The following is a 15,023-nucleotide window of genomic DNA, read 5'->3' as shown; positions in this document are numbered from 1 at the left end:
CGATGTCACAGCCACCCGGAGTCGCTGGCGATCCGCACGGCGTCGAGGCGGTTGCGGGCATGGGTCTTGCACATGATCCTCGACATGTGGTTTCGGACCGTTCCCACAGACAGGAACAGCTGGTCGGCGATCTCGTCGGAGCGCGCCCCCTGGGCGGCCAGCCGGAGCACGTCCAGCTCCCGGCGGGTCAGCGGGTTCTCGGCCGACTCCAGGGCCGCCACCGCGAGCTCGGAGTCCACCGCCCGTCCGCCGGCCGCGACCCGCCGGACGCCGTCGGCCAGCTGCTCGGGCCCCACGTCCAGGCTCATGAACCCCAGCGCCTGGACGGCGAAGGCGCGGCGCACCTGACCGGGGTTGGGGTGGCGGGACAGCAGGAGGATCCGGCAGTCGGGAGTGTTCTCACGCAGCCGGAGTGCCGCGGTGAACCCGTCGACGTCGGGAAGATCCACGTCGATGACCGCCGTGTCGGGGCTGTGCCTCAGGACGGAGGGGACGACCTCTTCTCCGCTGCCCACGTCGGCGACGACCTTCAGGTCGGCCTCACAGTCCAGCGATGCCACCAGGCCTCGCCGGACCAGAGGGAGATGCTCGGCCACCAGGATCCCGATCAAAACTCTCCTCTCACTCTTCTTCTCGAAGGGTGATCGAATGATTGCTTACCGTCAACAAAGTGTCTCCATTCGACAAAGCTCGCGCAAGTGGCTTGACCTGGAAGGCCTGTTTTCAGGGGATCCTGACTCCGGATACTTGGGCTAATCTCTTATGGGGCATTGTCGGTAAATCCGTGACCGGGGGTATGAACCTTGAGCTGGCTCTTCGTGATCGGGATCATCGTCTTCCTCCTGGGACTGATGGTGTCGATCGGGCTGCACGAGATCGGTCACCTGCTTCCGGCGAAGCGGTTCGGCGTCAAGGTCACCCAGTACATGATCGGCTTCGGCCCGACCATGTGGTCGTGGCGCAGGGGCGAGACCGAGTACGGCGTGAAATGGATCCCGTTCGGCGGCTACATCCGGATGATCGGCATGCTGCCGCCCCGGCCCACCGACGACCCCACCAAGGTGCGTTCGGCCGCCACCGGGCCGTGGCAGGGGCTGATCGAGAACGCCCGCGAGGTCGCGCTGGAGGAGGTCCGGCCGGGAGACGAGAACCGGGTCTTCTACCGCAAGCCCTGGTGGCAGAAGGTCATCATCATGAGCGGCGGCCCGGCGATGAACTTCGTGCTGGCCTTCGTCCTCTTCGCCATCGTCATCATGGGCTTCGGCATCCCGGTGCTCAAGCCGGTCGTGTCGGGGATGACCAAGTGCGTCATCCCCTACAGCGAGTCGCTGAAGCCGGGCCGCACGTGCACCGAGGCCGACCCGCCGACGCCGGCGGCGCAGGCGGGCATCAAGCCCGGTGACAAGATCGTCGCGTTCGGCGGCGTGCCGGTCTCCACCTGGGAGGAGGCCACCAAGAAGATCCGGGCCAACGGCGCCGGCCCCGTCACCATCGGCATCGTGCGGGACGGGAGGCCGCAGACGCTGAACGTCACCCTGATCTCCCAGGACCGCCCCGCGGTCGACGACCCGAAGAAGATCGAGAAGAATGTCGGCTTCCTCGGCGTCGCGCCCACGCAGGTCATGGAGAAGCAGAGCTTCGGCTACGTGGTCGGCCACATGGTGGATCTCACCGGCAGGGTCGCCGAGTCGCTGGTCAACCTGCCGGAAAAGATGATCGGCGTCTGGAACGCCGCCTTCTCCGGTGAGGAACGCGACCCCAACGGCCCGGTCGGCGTGGTCGGCGCGGGCCGGATCGGCGGCGAGATCGCCGCCTCCGCCGCCCCCACCGAGAACAAGTTCGTCGCCCTGCTGAGCCTGCTCGCCGGGTTCAACCTGGCCATCGGCGTGTTCAACCTGATCCCGCTGCTGCCGCTCGACGGCGGTCACATCGCGGGCGGCCTCTGGGAGGGGCTCAAACGGGCCTTCGCCCGGGTGACCCGCAGGCCCGAGCCGGCGCACGTGGACATCGCCAAGGTGCTCCCGCTGACCTACGCCCTGGCCTTCACGATGATCATCCTGTTCGGCCTGCTCCTGTACGCGGACCTGGTGAACCCGGTCCGCCTCACCGGCTGACCCGCCGGACCACGACGGGCGCCGGGGGTGGCCGTACCCGCCGATAGGGTTGTTCCGTGAGGGACGGGACGCCAGGGGCGGCGATCGATGTGGCGCTGTTCCGGCTGCGCCGGATCTGGGCGCGGCCGCTGCGCTCGCGCAAGATCGCAGACCCGCAACGGCCGGTGCAGCTGTCGAACGTGATGGTCGTGCACGCCGTGCACAAACTGAGCCTGGACGTGCCCGAGGTGACCGTCGGCGCCGTCGCCGAGCAGCTGGACGTGGATCCCTCCACGGCCAGCAGGCTCGTCAACGACGCGATCGGCGCGGGGTTCGTGGAGCGCGAGGAGTCCGAGGTGGACGCCCGGCGGGCCCGGCTGGTGCTCAGCGGGCGGGGGCGCCGGGTGCTGGAGGTGGTCGTCCACCACCGGCGGACCTACCTCGACGGGCTGATCGCCGACTGGGACGAGGCGGACCGTGAGACCTTCGCCCGGCTGCTCACCCGCTTCGCCGAGGCGGCCATGGCCCACCCCGCGGACCTGGTCAACCTCGACCAGGTGATCGCCGAGGCGGTCCAGGAGCCGACTACTCTCCGGTGACGCCGTCGAGCTGCTCGCGGATGATGTCGGCGTGGCCGTTGTGCCGGGCGTACTCCGCGTTCATGTGGATGAGGATCCAGCGCAGCGAGACGTCCTCCCCCCTGCGCCGCTGCTTGCCCAGGGTGTCCGGAGGCAGCCCCGCGGAGACCTCGCGGGCGTGGTCGATCTCGCCCTGCCAGCGGGCGAACGCCTCCTCGGCCGAGGCGGTGTCCACCAGGTCGAACTCCGCGTCGGGATGCAGGTCGGACCAGTAGATCCCCGGAGTGTTCTCGCCGTTGAGGATGTTGCGGAACCAGTAGCGCTCGACGTCGGTCATGTGGCGGACCAGACCCAGCAGGGAGAGCGTGGACGGCGCGACCACGCGCAGGCGGAGCTGCTCCTCCGACAGCCCGGCGCACTTCACGGCCAGGGTCTCCCGGTGCCAGTCCAGCCACGACCGGAGCATGGGGGTCTCGTCGGCGATATACGGGGGGTCGACACGGTTATCGGTCATGGGGTCACATCTTGCCAGTCCACCATGTCGCGTCGGCGACGGTGTCGAACCCGAGGGAGTCGTAGAGCGGCTTGCCGGCCGTCGCCGAGGTCAGGGTGACGGGACCCCGCAGGTGTCCCAGGACCGCGTGCATGAGTGCCCGTCCGACCCCGCGGGAGCGGTGCTCGGGCAGGGTGGTCACCCAGTAGACCCCGCCGACCGCGTCATCGGTGACCGTCATGCAGGCTCCGGCGGGCACCCCGTCCCGGATGGCGAGGAACAGGTCGACCCCCTGACGCTCCAGCAGGCTCCGGGGGAACACCTCGCCCGGGTGGTACGGCTGGAAGCCCGGCAGCGGAAATCCGTCGACCACGATCCGTTCCGCGGTCTCCAGCCGCCCGCCCGGCTCCAGCCGGTCGACCTCCACGGCCGGCGGCGCGGGGACCGGACCGGGGCGGCGGATCATGACGGGGAGCCGCCGGGGGCTCAGCCCCAGATCGCCGAGGCCGACCGAGCTGAACGGATCCTCGACGACCACCCCGCCGGTTGATCGGCGCCGGACCAGCTCCGTCAGTTCGGCGAGATCGCCCGCGTCCGGCTCCGGAGCGAGAAGCAGGACGCGCAGGCCACCGCGCTCGCCTCCGTCGACACCGACGAAACCGGGGCGGGTGAGCAGTCCGTGGCCGCGGGTCTGCGCGAGAGCCGTCCAGAAGGCGGCGGCGTTCCGGGTGGCCAGGTGGAGCGAGGCCATGCGCGCGGCGGGGACGGCGTGTGCCGGTTCAGCGGTCATGACGGCAACCCTACGAGGCGGCCGGACCCGCGCCGAGGTCCGACACCGCGCCGCTGGATCGGGCCACTTCAGGCGGCCCGTATCCGAGCCGCGAGCATGTCCGCGCCGCCGGTGCCGGACAGCGCATCAGCCGGTGCGGGCATGCTTTTCGGCACGTCTTTCAGTACATCGAGATGTGGACGTGGTCGAAGTGGTTGGCGGTGATGCCGCCGCGGTTGGACATCGGGCGCCAGCCGGAGCCGGTGTCGATGCGCTGGCGCCAGATGACGTATTTGACGCCGAGGGCGGCCTTGTTCTTGATGGCCCAGGCGGCGATCTCGTCGCCGAGTTTGACGTGGGCGGCCGAGGGCATCGAGCCGCCGGTGCTCATCATGAAGTCGCAGGCGCGGCCGAGCGGGTGTTCGCCGCCGTCGTTCGCGGACCGGTAACAGCCGACCTGGTAGGGCAGGGGGAAGCGCTTCTTGATGGCTTCGCGCATGATCTGGGTGCGGTCGGTGATGTTGTCGGCTCCGGTGGGGAGCTGGGGGGCCCAGCTGCCGTCGGCGCGGCGGCCGGAGCCGGTGGGGACGAGCGCGTCGAGCTTCTTCTCGATGTCGTCGATCACCTGCTCGGCCTCCTCACGCTGGTTCTCCACTGCCGTCGCCTCCTCGCCGATCGTCTTGGTGAGCTGGGCGGCCTTGTCCGCCGCCTGCTTCCTGAGGTCCCGGCTCAGGGCGAAGCCCTGCAGGTAGGTGCTCTGCTGGACGCTGAGCTGCTCCATGATGGCGGCACCGCTGAGGTTGGTGGAGAACAGCATGGAGGGCAGGTCACCGGAGTTGCTCTGGTAGCGGAGCTGGGCGAGGGCGTCGACCTGCTTCTCGGCCTCGGCGTAGCTCTCCTCGGCCTTGCGCAGGTCCGCCTTGGCGACGTTCTCGGCGGCCCGGGCCTTCTTGAGGGATTCGCGCTTGGCCGCGTAGGCCTCGATGAGCTTGTCGACCTTCTTGTTGAGCTGGGCCAGCTCGGCACGGAGCTGGGACTCCTTCGGTTTGGGGGCCGCGTTGCCCGCGGTCGCCGTGCCGAGGGTGAACGCTAGGGCCGAAACCATGGAAATGGTCAAAGCCGCATGGCGACGGAACGTGGGGGATAGAGCCGCCACGACTCTCCTCTCCTTCCGCCTACCGGGTTAGCTGACGGGTTCGGGCTGGAGGAAGCCCTTCCACCGAAGTGGTTCACCCCAAGTGCGGTGGGTCCCCGGCTCCCGGGCGACGCGCCCGGAATTAGGCATATCGGACATTGAGTCCGATGTGTGAGGATAGTAGTGGTAAACCCAGGGTAACGCGACCCCAATCTGAGACTAATAAGTGATCATTCTGTGACAAGAGAACGTAAAAGGCGGGCCGTCTCCTCGGGCAGGACATCGTTCACGAAGGCCCCCATGGCCGACTCCGATCCGGCGAGATACTTCAGCTTGTCCGGCGCCCGGCGGATGCTGAACAGCTCCAGGTGCGCGTACGACAGCTCCCGGCCGACGTTCACCGGCGCCTGGTGCCAGGCCGCGACGTACGGCATGGGCACGCCGAAGAGCCCGTCCAGGCGGCGGAGCACCTCCGTGTAGAGCGGTCCGAACGCCGTGCGCTCGGCGGGTTGCAGCCCGCCCAGGTCGGGGACCTGGCGGTGCGGGTAGAGGTGGACCTCCACAGGCCAGCGCGCCGCGGCGGGGACGAAGGCCGTCCAGTGCTCGTTCGAGGCGACCACGCGGATCCCGGCCTCCCGCTCGGCGGCCAGCACGTCGGCGAACAGGTTGCCCCCGGTCCGCTCCCGATGGCGCTCGGCCGCGCCCAGGGAGAGCCGGGTGCGCGGGGTCACGTAGGGGTAGGCGTAGATCTGGCCGTGCGGGTGGGCCAGGGTGATGCCGATCTCCGCTCCCCGGTTCTCGAAGCAGAACACCTGCTCCACGCCGGGCATCGCGGACAGCTCCGCCGTACGGTCGATCCAGGCCTCCATGACCAGCTCGACCTGGCCGGCGGAGAGCTCGGAGAAGGACGAGCCGTGGTCGGAGGTGAAGCAGACCACCTCGCACCGCCCGACCCCCGGGCGGACCTCGCTCAGCCCTCCCACCTGGGGGTGCTCGCCCGTCTGGGTGGAGAAGGAGGGGAAGCGGTTCTCGAAGACGACGACGTCGTAGGCGCTCGACGGGACCTCGGTCAGGTTGCCGGGGGTCGACGGGCACAGCGGGCACTCGCTGGCCGGCGGCAGGAAGGTGCGCCCCTGACGGTGCCCGGCCACCGCGATCCACTCCTCGGTCAGCGGGTCGTATCGCAGCTCGGAGGCCGGGGGGCGGGGCGGCAGGTCGCGCGCGTCGGTCGCGCCGCGGTCGGCGTCGTCGCGCCGGTCGAAGTAGAACAGCTCCCGGCCGTCGGCCAGGTGGGTGATCGTGCGCTTCATCGGCCCAGCGCCTCGCTCGTCGGCCGCGCCTCGGCGACGATCAGTTCGCCGACCTGGGCGGTGAGCTCGTCGCGGGCCTCGTCCGGCAGGCCGGAGTCGGTGATCACGACGTGGGCCTGGGACAGCTCGGCGATCGTGCTGATCCCGACCGTCCCCCACTTGGTGTGATCGGCGGGCACCACCAGGCGGTGCGCGGAGGCGACCAGCTCGCGGTTGGTCTCCGCCTCCAGCAGGTTGGGCGTGGTGAACCCGGCGCGGGCGTCCATCCCGTGCACGCCGAGGAACAGGGTGTCCACGTGGAGCCCGCGGACGGCCGCCACGGCGACCGGGCCGACCAGCGCGTCCGAGGGGGTCCGGACGCCGCCGGTCAGCACGACGGTGCGGTCGGCGCGGGGGGAGCGGTGGAAGACGTCGGCGATCCGGATCGAGTTGGTGATCACGGTCAGGTCGGGCACGTCGACCACGCAGTGGGCCAGCGTCCAGGTCGTGGTGCCGGCGGACAGCGCGATGGCCGTGCCGGGCCGGACGAGCTGGGCGGCGTACTGGGCGATCGCCTCCTTCTCCGGCTGCTGGCGCATCGACTTGGCGGCGAATCCGGGCTCCTCGGTCGAGCCGGGGCCGGCGGCGGTGGCCCCGCCGTGGACCTTCTCCACCAGCCCGCGCTCGGCCAGCACTTCGAGGTCCCTGCGGATCGTCATGTCGGACACCCCGAGCTCGCGGACGAGGTCGGCGACCCTGACCCCGCCGCTGCCGCGCACCCGCTCCAGAATCGCCTGCTGCCGCTGTTGGGCGAGCATTGACCCACTCCTTAATCAAACAGATTCCACCAAATTATCACAGGAGATTTGGGTGATCGCTGTTGGATCCTGGTGAATAGCGGCTCACAGCCGCTCAAGCTCGGCGTGGATGTTCGCCCTGGCCGCCGCCTCCAGATCGGCGATCCGGAAGATCGTCGGCAGGTCGAGCAGCGAGCGCAGCACGGCCGCCCGGCCGGCCCGGAAGGCGTCGTCCGGGACGAAGGAGTACTCCTGGCGCACGGCCGCCGCGTAGGCCGAGTAGATCTCGGACGGGGCGGCCAGGATCGCCAGGTCGGCGTCGCACAGCACGGCGCCGTCCACGTCGTCCGGCGCGGGGTCGTGCGTCAGGGTGAGCCGCACCAGGCGGGCCACCGTGGCCACCGCCGCGGCGGGCAGTCCCATCTCGGGCAGCATCCGCTCGGCCAGCCGGGCGCTGCGTTCCTCGTTGTCGCCGCGCCGCGGGTCGTAGACGGCGTCGTGGAACCAGGCCGCGAGCCGTACGAGGTCGGGGGCCGCCGCGTTCTCCGCCAGCGTGTCGATGTGGGCCAGTACGGCCTCCAGGTGGTCGGCCGTGTGATACCTGCGGTGCGGCTCGCCGTACCGGGTGATCAGATCCCGCCCGAGGCTCTCGGCCTCGGGCCCGGCCAGCGACCGCCAGCGGTCCATCAGATTCGCGCTCATGCGGGGAGCCTAAAACCATGGCCGCCCGCCGTGCCGGCCGCCGCCGGACGGCTCGTCCCCCATGCCCCGTACGGCGCGCCTCAGGTCTTGTACGGCGCGCGTTCGAGGAGGAACGTGAAGGCCGGACCCGACGGAAGGGGTGCGGCATGGGCAGACGCGCGCGCAAGAGCCGGTCACGCAGGAAGCGCAGGGCCAACCACGGCAAACGGCCGACGGCCCGCTAGCTGCGGCGCCCCCACGAGGCGAGCAGCCTGGTCTGGGAATCGGTGTCCGAGGGCACCGGCTGCTGCTCTCCTATCACTCCCGCCTGGCGATAACCCTCCTCCGCGCCGGCGAACCAGGCCGCGCAGGCCTCGACCAGCTCGGGGTCGAGCCGCTCGTCGGCGCCGATCGCACGGGCCAGGTCCCAGGTGTGGATGAGCGCGTCGGCGAACAGCTCGGTGATGTACTCCTCGCCGGGTACGTCGCCGAACGACAGATGGACGACGCATGTCAGGGAACGCTCACCACCCGCCGCCTGGGCGGCGGCCACCGCCGACGTGTCGAACGCCTTCAACGGGTCGTCGCCGAGCAGGTCGCCGTCAAGGCTGTCGCCGAGGTCCGGGACGCTCCGTCCGGCGAGCAGTTCCGGGGCCCAGCGGTTCTCCCCGACCACGTGGTTGACCAGGGCGCGCACGTCCCAGTCCACACACGGCGTCTTGTTCTCCCACTGTTCCGGCCGGATCTGGTGCACAAGAGCACCGAAGTCATCCAGGGTGCGTCGGTAGGCCTCACGTATGTCGATAGTCATCATGTCCTCCCGAGTCGTCATTTCGACCGTAACTCCTGAGGGGCACCCCGTCATCGGGCCCGTGAGGCATGACCGGCCGGGGCGCGGCACCCGCTTGAAGAGGGCGGGTCCGCCGAAGGGGGCCGGGGCCGTCGGGGAGGCGACGCTGCGGCGCGGTTGACGCTCTCGGTGAACATGTCGCGCCATAGTGTCACCCATGGCCGAAGCGTCCGGACCCGCGAGATCGTCGAGTGGCTTCAGGCTGTTGCTCGGGCTGGCCGCCGCGGTGGTGGCGCTGGCCGGGATCAGAGCGGTGGCCGGCATCGCCGGCCCGGCCTTCCTGGCGCTCACCCTCACCATCGCGGTGAGCCCGCTCAGGGTCTGGCTGCGCCGTCGCGGCGCGGCGCCGTGGGTGCTGGTCGCGGTCCCGCTTCTCACCGTCCTGCTGCTGCTCGTCGCGCTGGTCGGCGCGCTGGTCGTCTCGGTGGCGCAGCTCGTGGCCCTGCTGCCCACCTACGCCGCGCAGTACCAGCGGCTGCTGTCCTCGATCGCCCAGGGCATCGACCACCTCGGCATCACCCAGGAACAGGTCAGGTCGGCGCTGAGCAAGCTCGATCCCAGCTCGCTCATCGGAGTGGTGCAGGGTTTCCTGGGAGGGCTGCTCAGCGTCGGCTCGGCCCTCATCCTGATCACGCTGCTGCTGTTCGGGATGAGCCTGGACGCCACCGTGACGCACGACGCGATCAGGTCGCTGAGGGCCTCGCGGCCCCACACGGTCCAGGCGCTGAGCGAGTTCGCCCGGGGGACGTGCAACTATCTGATCGTCTCCACGATCTTCGGGCTGATCGTGGCGGTGCTCGACGCCATCGCCCTGTGGATCATGGGTGTGCCGCTGCCGCTGCTCTGGGGGCTGCTGGCGTTCATCACCAACTACATCCCCAACGTCGGGTTCGTCATCGGGGTCGTCCCGCCCGCGCTGCTGGCGCTGCTGGACTCCGGGCCGAGCACGATGATCGCCGTGGTGGTCGTCTACTCGGTGCTGAACTTCGTCATCCAGTCGGTGATCCAGCCCAAGTTCGTAGGGGAGTCGGCCGGTCTGTCCACCACGGTCACCATCCTGTCCCTGCTCGTGTGGGCCTACGTGCTCGGCGCCCTCGGGGCGATTCTGGCGGTGCCGCTCAGCGCCTTCGCCCGCGCGCTGCTGCTCGACTCCGACCCCGCGGCCCGCTGGGCCGCCCCGCTGATCAGCGGCCGGCTCCCCGGCCGCCCCTGACGGCCGCCGGAGCTCACCGGCCCGCCGGAGTGACACAACAGGTGGCGTCGCCGGCGGGCAGGGCGCCGTCGATCGGACCGCGGTTGACGGCCTCGTCGGCGCAGGCGTCCCCGCCCGGGGCGCGAGGCTCCTGACCTCGGGCCCCGGGCCCGCGGGCCTCACGGCAGGCTCTGCTCCACCCAGACGACCTTGCCCTTGGGCGTCAGCCGGGAGCCCCACCGATGCGCGAGCCAGTTGATGAGGTGCAGCCCGCGGCCGGTGTCGTCCTCGCTGCCGGCCTCGCGCATGACCGGCATCGCGAGGGAGCGGTCGGCCACCTCGCACACCAGCGTGGGACCGCGCAGCAGGCGCAGGCCGACCGTGCCCGAGCCGTGCTTGATGGCGTTGCTGACCAGCTCGCTGATCATGAGCTCGGTGGCGTCGGCGATCGAGTCCAGCCGCCACTCGGTCAGCGTGGCCCGGACGAAACGGCGCGCCTTGGAGGCGGAGCGGGGGTCCGACGGGAAGTCGATCTCGACGATGTCGTCCTCGTCCAGCTCGCGCACCCTGGCCAGCAGGAGCGCGATGTCGTCGCGCTCGTGTCCCGGACGCTGCGCGCTGATCGTGAGATCGCACACCTCCTCCAGGTTCCGGTTCTGGCCGGCGAGCAGATCGCAGACCATGCCGATGCCCTCGTCGATGTCCCGCTCGCGGCTCTCCACCAGGCCGTCGGTGTAGAAGGCGAGGACGGCGTCGTGCGGAAGGACGAGCTCGCGCATCTCGACCGGCTCGTTGCCGATGCCCAGGGGGAGCCCCGGCGGCAGCTCCAGCAGCTCGGGCTTGCCGCCCGGCCGTACCAGGATCGGCGGCACGTGCCCCGCGGAGGCGAGCGCGCAGATCCGGGTGACCGGGTCGTAGGTGGCGTAGACGCACGTCGCGATCTGGGTGGCGTCAAGGTCCTGGCTCATCCGGTTGAGCCGGAACAGCACCTCGGCCGGACTGAGGTCGAGGCTGGCCAGCGTGCGGGCGGCCGTGCGCAGCTGGCCCATCGTGGCCGCCGCCCTGATGCCGTGCCCCATGACGTCGCCGACCACGAGGGCGACGCGGCAGCCGGGCAGCGGGATCACGTCGTACCAGTCGCCGCCCACCCCCACCAGATCGCTCGCGGGCAGGTAGCGGGAGGCGATCGTCAGGCCCAGCGGCTGGTAGAGGTCGGCCGGGAGCAGGCTGCTCTGCAGGGTCAGCGCGGTACGGCGCTCGCGGTTGTAGAGCCTGGCGTTGTCCAGGCAGACCGCGGTCCTGGCCGCCAGCTCCTCGGCGAGGCCGATGTCCTGCTCCTCGAAGGGCTCGCTGTCGGGCCTGCGGGTGAAGATGACGAAGCCCAGCACTCGGCCGCGCGCCTTGAGCGGGACCACCAGGAAGGAGCTGTCCTCCAGCACCTTGGACACCGAGTCGCGCTGCCAGAACCGTCCGATCTCCTCGGCGGTCCGGCGCCCCAGGCGGGGATAGAGGATCGGGTTGCCGGTGGCCATGCACCTGGCGTAGGGCGTCCACGCCTCGTAGACCACGACCTCGTCCACCGGGAACGCCCTGGCGTACTCACCGGGTGCGGGATCGGACACGCCGACCGCGATCCGCCGCACCAGCGCCGTGCCGTCGGTGTTGCGCTGCGGGAACTCCCCGTCGGTCATGAGCCGGTCCTGCACCAGGATGCCCGCCGCGTCCGCGAAGCGCGGCACGGCGACGTCCATCAGCTCCCTGCCGGTCTCGAACATGTCCAGGGTGCTGCCGATCCGCTTGCTCGCCGCGTTGAGCAGCGAGAGCTGCTCGTTCATGGTGGCGGGGCTGCTCATCCGCGGTGCGGCCGCCGCGGGGTCCTTGGCGACGAACCGGCGGTTCACGCGCTCCACCGGGGGGCCGGGACCGGGGTCCACCAGGTGCTGAGGCCGAGGTCCTCGGCGATGGCGTTGGCGCCGTTGTAGCCGGGGGCTGCGGAGACCGAGCCGCCGGGATGGCTGCTCGCGCCGCAGAGGTAGAGACCGGTGATCGGGGTGCGATACTGCCCGAGCTCGGGGACGGGCCGGTTGCCGCCCAGCTGAGCGGGCTCGTAGGCGCCGACGTGATGACTGCCGCGGACCATGTTGACGCAGTGCCGTTCTATGTCGAGTGGAGAGAAGACCCGTTTGCCGAGTACGGCGCCCCGGGCCAGGTTGGGGGCGTATTCCGACCACTCGGCGAGCAGCCGCTCGCCGACCTCCTCACGCTGCCGGTCCCAGTTCCCCGCGTCGCCGCCGAGGTCGTAGGGGGCCCACGGCCACCAGAAGGCCACGTGCTTGCCGTCCGGGGCGTAGGAGGGGTCGAACAGCGAGGGACAGGCGCCGTTGCCCGCCAGCCGGTCGGGCAGCCGCCCCTGGTGGATCTGGTCGAAGGTACGGCCGAGCTGCTCGCTGTCGTCGGCGCCCAGGACGACCAGGAAGGCCCGGTCCACATCGGGCTCGAACTCGGCCGCCAGGTAACGCGGTGCCTCCTCCAGCGCCAGGTGCAGGGTGACCAGGCTGTGCCCGGCCCACTTGTAGTTCTCGACCTTGGCCGCGACGTCGGCGCCGAAGTTCTCCGGGCCCGCCAGCCGTACCGTCTGGGGGGCGTCCACCGCGCTGGCCACGAACCGCCGCGCGCTCAGGACGTCGCCGGTGGCGAGCTTGACCCCGACGGCCCGGCCGTCGTCGACCAGGATCCGCTCGGCGTGCGCGCCGGTGACCACGATGCCGCCGTGCTCCTCGATGACGCCGCGCAGCGCGTTCGCGACGTTGACGGCGCCGCCCACGGGGACGCCGAGCCTGGCGATGCGGGAGAGCAGGCGCGGCAGGAAGCCGCCGGTCCCGGGCACGTTCTCGATCGAGATCGCGTGCAGGAAGGACTTGAACAGCACCCTGACCTGCTCGCTCTCGAAGTTCCTGTCCACCGCCTCGTACAGCGACAGCGGCATGTAGCTCAGCAGGTCCCGGCCCAGGTCGCCCTGGAGCCGTTCGGCGAGCACAGGTGGCGGCAGCGGTCTGGAATACAGGAAGCCGTTCATCAGGTCCCTGGCCGCCTCGGCGTAGCGCTCGTACAGCTCCAGCCACCGGTCGGCGTCGGCGCGGGAGAAGCGCGCGAAGGACTCGGCGGTGCGCTTGGGATCGGTGTAGACCGTGATCGCGCGGCCGTCCCGGAAGATCGTGGAGTGCTGGGTCTCGGGGTAGACGTAGCGCAGGCCGTACCGCTGGAGTTCGAGGTCGGCCGGGACCGGGCCCTCTTCCAGGAAGTGGTAGCTGCTGTGGGTGTTGTGCCGGAACCCGGGGAGGGTGAGCTCCTGGGTGCTGCAGCCTCCGCCCGCCTCGTCGTTGCGCTCGACGACCGCTATGGACAGGCCCGCCCTGGCGAGATAGGCGGCGCACGTGAGCCCATTGTGACCGCCACCGATGATCACGCCGTCGAACCCCGTCACGTTCTCCTCCAGTGCGACTTGACTGCCGTTCAGGAGAATCGTAAAGAATGATCTACGCCTGGGTCCGCGTTTGACGGAGATTTATAGATATTTCTTGATCTCAACCACATGGTCCCGATATGTGGCGTCACAGTCAAGATCGACCCGCCGATGCCCGTCTGGCGCCTCCCGCGGCCGCACGACCCCGCCGGAGGTCCGTCCCGGGGAGCGGGAACCCCCCCGCGCGATCTTCCGGAACGTCGCGCAGGATGGTGATCGTGACTTCTCGAAGGCTTTATCAGGGCACCGGACCAGGGCCGATCACGCCGGACGGCTGCGCGGTCGACCACTACGCCACGCTCACCCCCAAGGGTGAGCCGGAACACATCCACGCGGCGATCCCCGAGGGGGCGTCCATCCTGGAGCTCGGCTCGGGCACGGGCCGGATCACCCACAGCCTGCTGGCACTCGGGCACGAGGTGGTCGCCGTGGACGAGTCACCGGAGATGCTCGTGCACATCAGGGGGGCCGAGACGGTCTGCTCGTCCATCCAGACGCTGGCGCTCCACAGGAAGTTCGACGTCGTCCTGCTCATGTCGTTCGTGATCGAGACGGCCGACGACGGACTCCGCCGGGCGTTCCTGCGCACCTGCCGCGAGCACGTCGCCGCCGACGGGTGCGTGATCCTGCAACGACAGCCCCCCGAGTGGTACGACACGATCCAGCCCTTCGAACGGGACGGCGGCGACGGCCGTGTCGTCCGCCTGGCCGAGGTCGTCCGGCCGGAGCCCCATCTCCTCGACCTCACCATGGAATACACGGTGGGGGAGCGGAAATGGACCCACTCCTACCTCAGCAGGCGCCTTGACGACGACTTCCTTGAGGCGGAACTCGGCGAGGCGGGCCTGACGATGTCCGGATTCCTGAACGGGGACCGGGGATGGGTGCGCGCGGTGCCACGCTGACGGCTCACCGCCCGGGAGGGCGTCGTCCCACCGGCACGCGAGCAAGGATCGGGACGAGGCCGTCGCGTGGGCAAGCCGTCACAAAGGCGCGAGGCGACGGGCGCGAAAGCCATCGGGCACGCCACGGGCACAGAAGATCGTAAAGTTTTGAGAAAAGCAGAAGGCCAGATCTCCCGATAACGGTTGACCTGGCCTTCTGTCATCTGAGCGGACGACGGGAATCGAACCCGCGTAGCCAGTTTGGAAGACTGGGGCTCTACCATTGAGCTACGTCCGCGCGAGCCGGTGTCAGTCTGGTCTAGACTTCATCCGGTCGTCAGGGCGTAATCGTACCGGAGTTCCGGAGCGAGCGCGTACCCGGCGGACCGGGGTGTGGCGCAGTTTGGTAGCGCACCTGCTTTGGGAGCAGGGGGCCGCAGGTTCAAATCCTGTCACCCCGACCGCAGGTCAGGGGCCGTTTCTCGTTGAGGAACGGCCCCTTTCCATGAGATCAAAACCCCGTTTTGGGAGCAGAATGGGAGTGGATCTTCGACGGTGCGCCCACCGCCGACCCGCCGCCCGCTCACAAGCCGGCCGCCGATCGTCGATCCCGCATCGGCTGCGGACGCGACCGCAACCGCAGCGGCCGGATCGGAGCCACCGACTCTCGGAACGGCGCCAGTGACTCATCCAAGAGCGGCAGGGCCGAGCCCGGCGTGCCAGCCTCCAGACTCCAGTG

Annotated in this window: 15 protein-coding genes, 2 tRNA genes and 1 riboswitch; of the genes, 6 read left to right on the top strand and 11 right to left on the bottom strand. The window is 70.0% G+C overall.

The genetic code is table 11. The features are described from left to right. Positions 1–5 precede the first annotated feature (5 nt). The gene (locus tag BM085_RS23820) at positions 6–611 is read right to left on the bottom strand and encodes a response regulator transcription factor (protein ID WP_093889149.1); all 606 of its coding nucleotides are present in this window, start codon (positions 609–611) and stop codon (positions 6–8) included. A gap of 192 nt (positions 612–803) precedes the next feature. On the opposite strand from BM085_RS23820, the gene BM085_RS23815 reads away from it, so the two are divergent. After that, positions 804–2,114: a M50 family metallopeptidase gene (locus BM085_RS23815; RefSeq protein ID WP_177245242.1), complete on the top strand. Its 1,311-nt coding sequence runs from the start codon at positions 804–806 to the stop codon at positions 2,112–2,114. A 56-nt stretch (positions 2,115–2,170) separates the two neighbouring features. Then, complete coding sequence (locus BM085_RS23810; protein ID WP_051864952.1) at positions 2,171–2,692, top strand: MarR family winged helix-turn-helix transcriptional regulator; 522 nt, start codon at positions 2,171–2,173, stop codon at positions 2,690–2,692. Here the strand turns inward: BM085_RS23810 and BM085_RS23805 are convergent. The 6 genes from BM085_RS23805 to BM085_RS23780 form a co-directional block, all read right to left on the bottom strand. After that, positions 2,679–3,185 (bottom strand): DinB family protein, encoded by a 507-nt coding sequence (locus tag BM085_RS23805; protein ID WP_093889147.1) that lies wholly within the window; start codon positions 3,183–3,185, stop codon positions 2,679–2,681. The genes BM085_RS23810 and BM085_RS23805 overlap by 14 nt on opposite strands. 4 nt (positions 3,186–3,189) lie before the next feature. Further along, entirely contained in the window at positions 3,190–3,954 is a 765-nt protein-coding gene (locus BM085_RS23800; protein WP_218158812.1) for a GNAT family N-acetyltransferase, read from the bottom strand. Between the two features lie 160 nt (positions 3,955–4,114). Then, complete coding sequence (locus tag BM085_RS23795) at positions 4,115–5,038, bottom strand: coiled-coil domain-containing protein (protein ID WP_245789613.1); 924 nt, start codon at positions 5,036–5,038, stop codon at positions 4,115–4,117. A gap of 53 nt (positions 5,039–5,091) precedes the next feature. Next, positions 5,092–5,227, bottom strand: a riboswitch (cyclic di-AMP (ydaO/yuaA leader). A gap of 71 nt (positions 5,228–5,298) precedes the next feature. Next, complete coding sequence (gene galT, locus BM085_RS23790; protein ID WP_093889144.1) at positions 5,299–6,378, bottom strand: galactose-1-phosphate uridylyltransferase; 1,080 nt, start codon at positions 6,376–6,378, stop codon at positions 5,299–5,301. Beyond that, positions 6,375–7,175 (bottom strand): DeoR/GlpR family DNA-binding transcription regulator, encoded by an 801-nt coding sequence (locus BM085_RS23785; protein WP_093889143.1) that lies wholly within the window; start codon positions 7,173–7,175, stop codon positions 6,375–6,377. Before BM085_RS23785 ends, galT begins: the two co-directional genes overlap by 4 nt. Positions 7,176–7,259: 84 nt before the next feature. After that, positions 7,260–7,856, bottom strand: coding sequence for an HD domain-containing protein (locus BM085_RS23780; protein WP_093889142.1), 597 nt, complete (start codon positions 7,854–7,856; stop codon positions 7,260–7,262). Positions 7,857–7,873: 17 nt separating this feature from the next. Here BM085_RS23780 and BM085_RS47465 point away from each other — a divergent pair, with 17 nt between their 5' ends. Further along, positions 7,874–8,080, top strand: coding sequence for a 50S ribosomal protein bL37 (locus BM085_RS47465; RefSeq protein WP_143121047.1), 207 nt, complete (start codon positions 7,874–7,876; stop codon positions 8,078–8,080). Here the strand turns inward: BM085_RS47465 and BM085_RS23775 are convergent. After that, positions 8,077–8,646 carry a TIGR03086 family metal-binding protein gene (locus BM085_RS23775; protein WP_031166434.1) on the bottom strand — a complete coding sequence of 190 codons (570 nt, stop codon included), beginning with the start codon at positions 8,644–8,646 and terminating at the stop codon, positions 8,077–8,079. The two genes, BM085_RS47465 and BM085_RS23775, sit on opposite strands and share 4 nt — an antisense overlap. Positions 8,647–8,842: 196 nt before the next feature. Here BM085_RS23775 and BM085_RS23770 point away from each other — a divergent pair, with 196 nt between their 5' ends. Beyond that, positions 8,843–9,898: an AI-2E family transporter gene (locus tag BM085_RS23770; protein WP_093889141.1), complete on the top strand. Its 1,056-nt coding sequence runs from the start codon at positions 8,843–8,845 to the stop codon at positions 9,896–9,898. A gap of 158 nt (positions 9,899–10,056) precedes the next feature. Here the strand turns inward: BM085_RS23770 and BM085_RS23765 are convergent, their stop codons facing one another. Continuing rightward, positions 10,057–11,778, bottom strand: coding sequence for an ATP-binding SpoIIE family protein phosphatase (locus BM085_RS23765; RefSeq protein WP_093889269.1), 1,722 nt, complete (start codon positions 11,776–11,778; stop codon positions 10,057–10,059). After that, positions 11,775–13,361 carry a phytoene desaturase family protein gene (locus BM085_RS23760; protein ID WP_177245241.1) on the bottom strand — a complete coding sequence of 529 codons (1,587 nt, stop codon included), beginning with the start codon at positions 13,359–13,361 and terminating at the stop codon, positions 11,775–11,777. Before BM085_RS23760 ends, BM085_RS23765 begins: the two co-directional genes overlap by 4 nt. Before the next feature lie 257 nt (positions 13,362–13,618). Between BM085_RS23760 and BM085_RS23755 the strand changes: the two genes are divergently transcribed. Beyond that, positions 13,619–14,305, top strand: a complete 687-nt coding sequence (locus tag BM085_RS23755; RefSeq protein WP_177245240.1) for a class I SAM-dependent methyltransferase — start codon at positions 13,619–13,621, stop codon at positions 14,303–14,305. Between the two features lie 206 nt (positions 14,306–14,511). On the opposite strand, the gene BM085_RS23750 is transcribed toward BM085_RS23755, so the two are convergent. Continuing rightward, positions 14,512–14,582, bottom strand: a tRNA-Gly gene (locus BM085_RS23750). A gap of 89 nt (positions 14,583–14,671) precedes the next feature. Here BM085_RS23750 and BM085_RS23745 point away from each other — a divergent pair. Further along, positions 14,672–14,745, top strand: a tRNA-Pro gene (locus BM085_RS23745). The last annotated feature ends 278 nt before the right edge of the window (positions 14,746–15,023 follow it).

This window comes from Streptosporangium canum (assembly GCF_900113865.1).
Taxonomy (GTDB): Bacteria; Actinomycetota; Actinomycetes; order Streptosporangiales; family Streptosporangiaceae; genus Streptosporangium; species Streptosporangium canum.
The sequence above is the reverse complement of the archived record's forward strand: the minus strand, read 5'-3'. Positions and strand labels throughout refer to the sequence as shown.

Excerpts from the sequence above, each read along its gene's own strand:
- BM085_RS23770 (WP_093889141.1), top strand. The coding sequence starts at position 8,843 with ATGGCCGAAGCGTCCGGACCCGCGAGATCGTCGAGTGGCTTCAGGCTG.
- galT (WP_093889144.1), bottom strand. The coding sequence starts at position 6,378 with ATGAAGCGCACGATCACCCACCTGGCCGACGGCCGGGAGCTGTTCTAC.
- BM085_RS23795 (WP_245789613.1), bottom strand. The coding sequence starts at position 5,038 with ATGGTTTCGGCCCTAGCGTTCACCCTCGGCACGGCGACCGCGGGCAAC.
- BM085_RS23775 (WP_031166434.1), bottom strand. The coding sequence starts at position 8,646 with ATGACTATCGACATACGTGAGGCCTACCGACGCACCCTGGATGACTTC.
- BM085_RS23805 (WP_093889147.1), bottom strand. The coding sequence starts at position 3,185 with ATGACCGATAACCGTGTCGACCCCCCGTATATCGCCGACGAGACCCCC.
- BM085_RS23785 (WP_093889143.1), bottom strand. The coding sequence starts at position 7,175 with ATGCTCGCCCAACAGCGGCAGCAGGCGATTCTGGAGCGGGTGCGCGGC.
- BM085_RS23780 (WP_093889142.1), bottom strand. The coding sequence starts at position 7,856 with ATGAGCGCGAATCTGATGGACCGCTGGCGGTCGCTGGCCGGGCCCGAG.
- BM085_RS23800 (WP_218158812.1), bottom strand. The coding sequence starts at position 3,954 with ATGACCGCTGAACCGGCACACGCCGTCCCCGCCGCGCGCATGGCCTCG.
- BM085_RS47465 (WP_143121047.1), top strand. The coding sequence starts at position 7,874 with ATGGCCGCCCGCCGTGCCGGCCGCCGCCGGACGGCTCGTCCCCCATGC.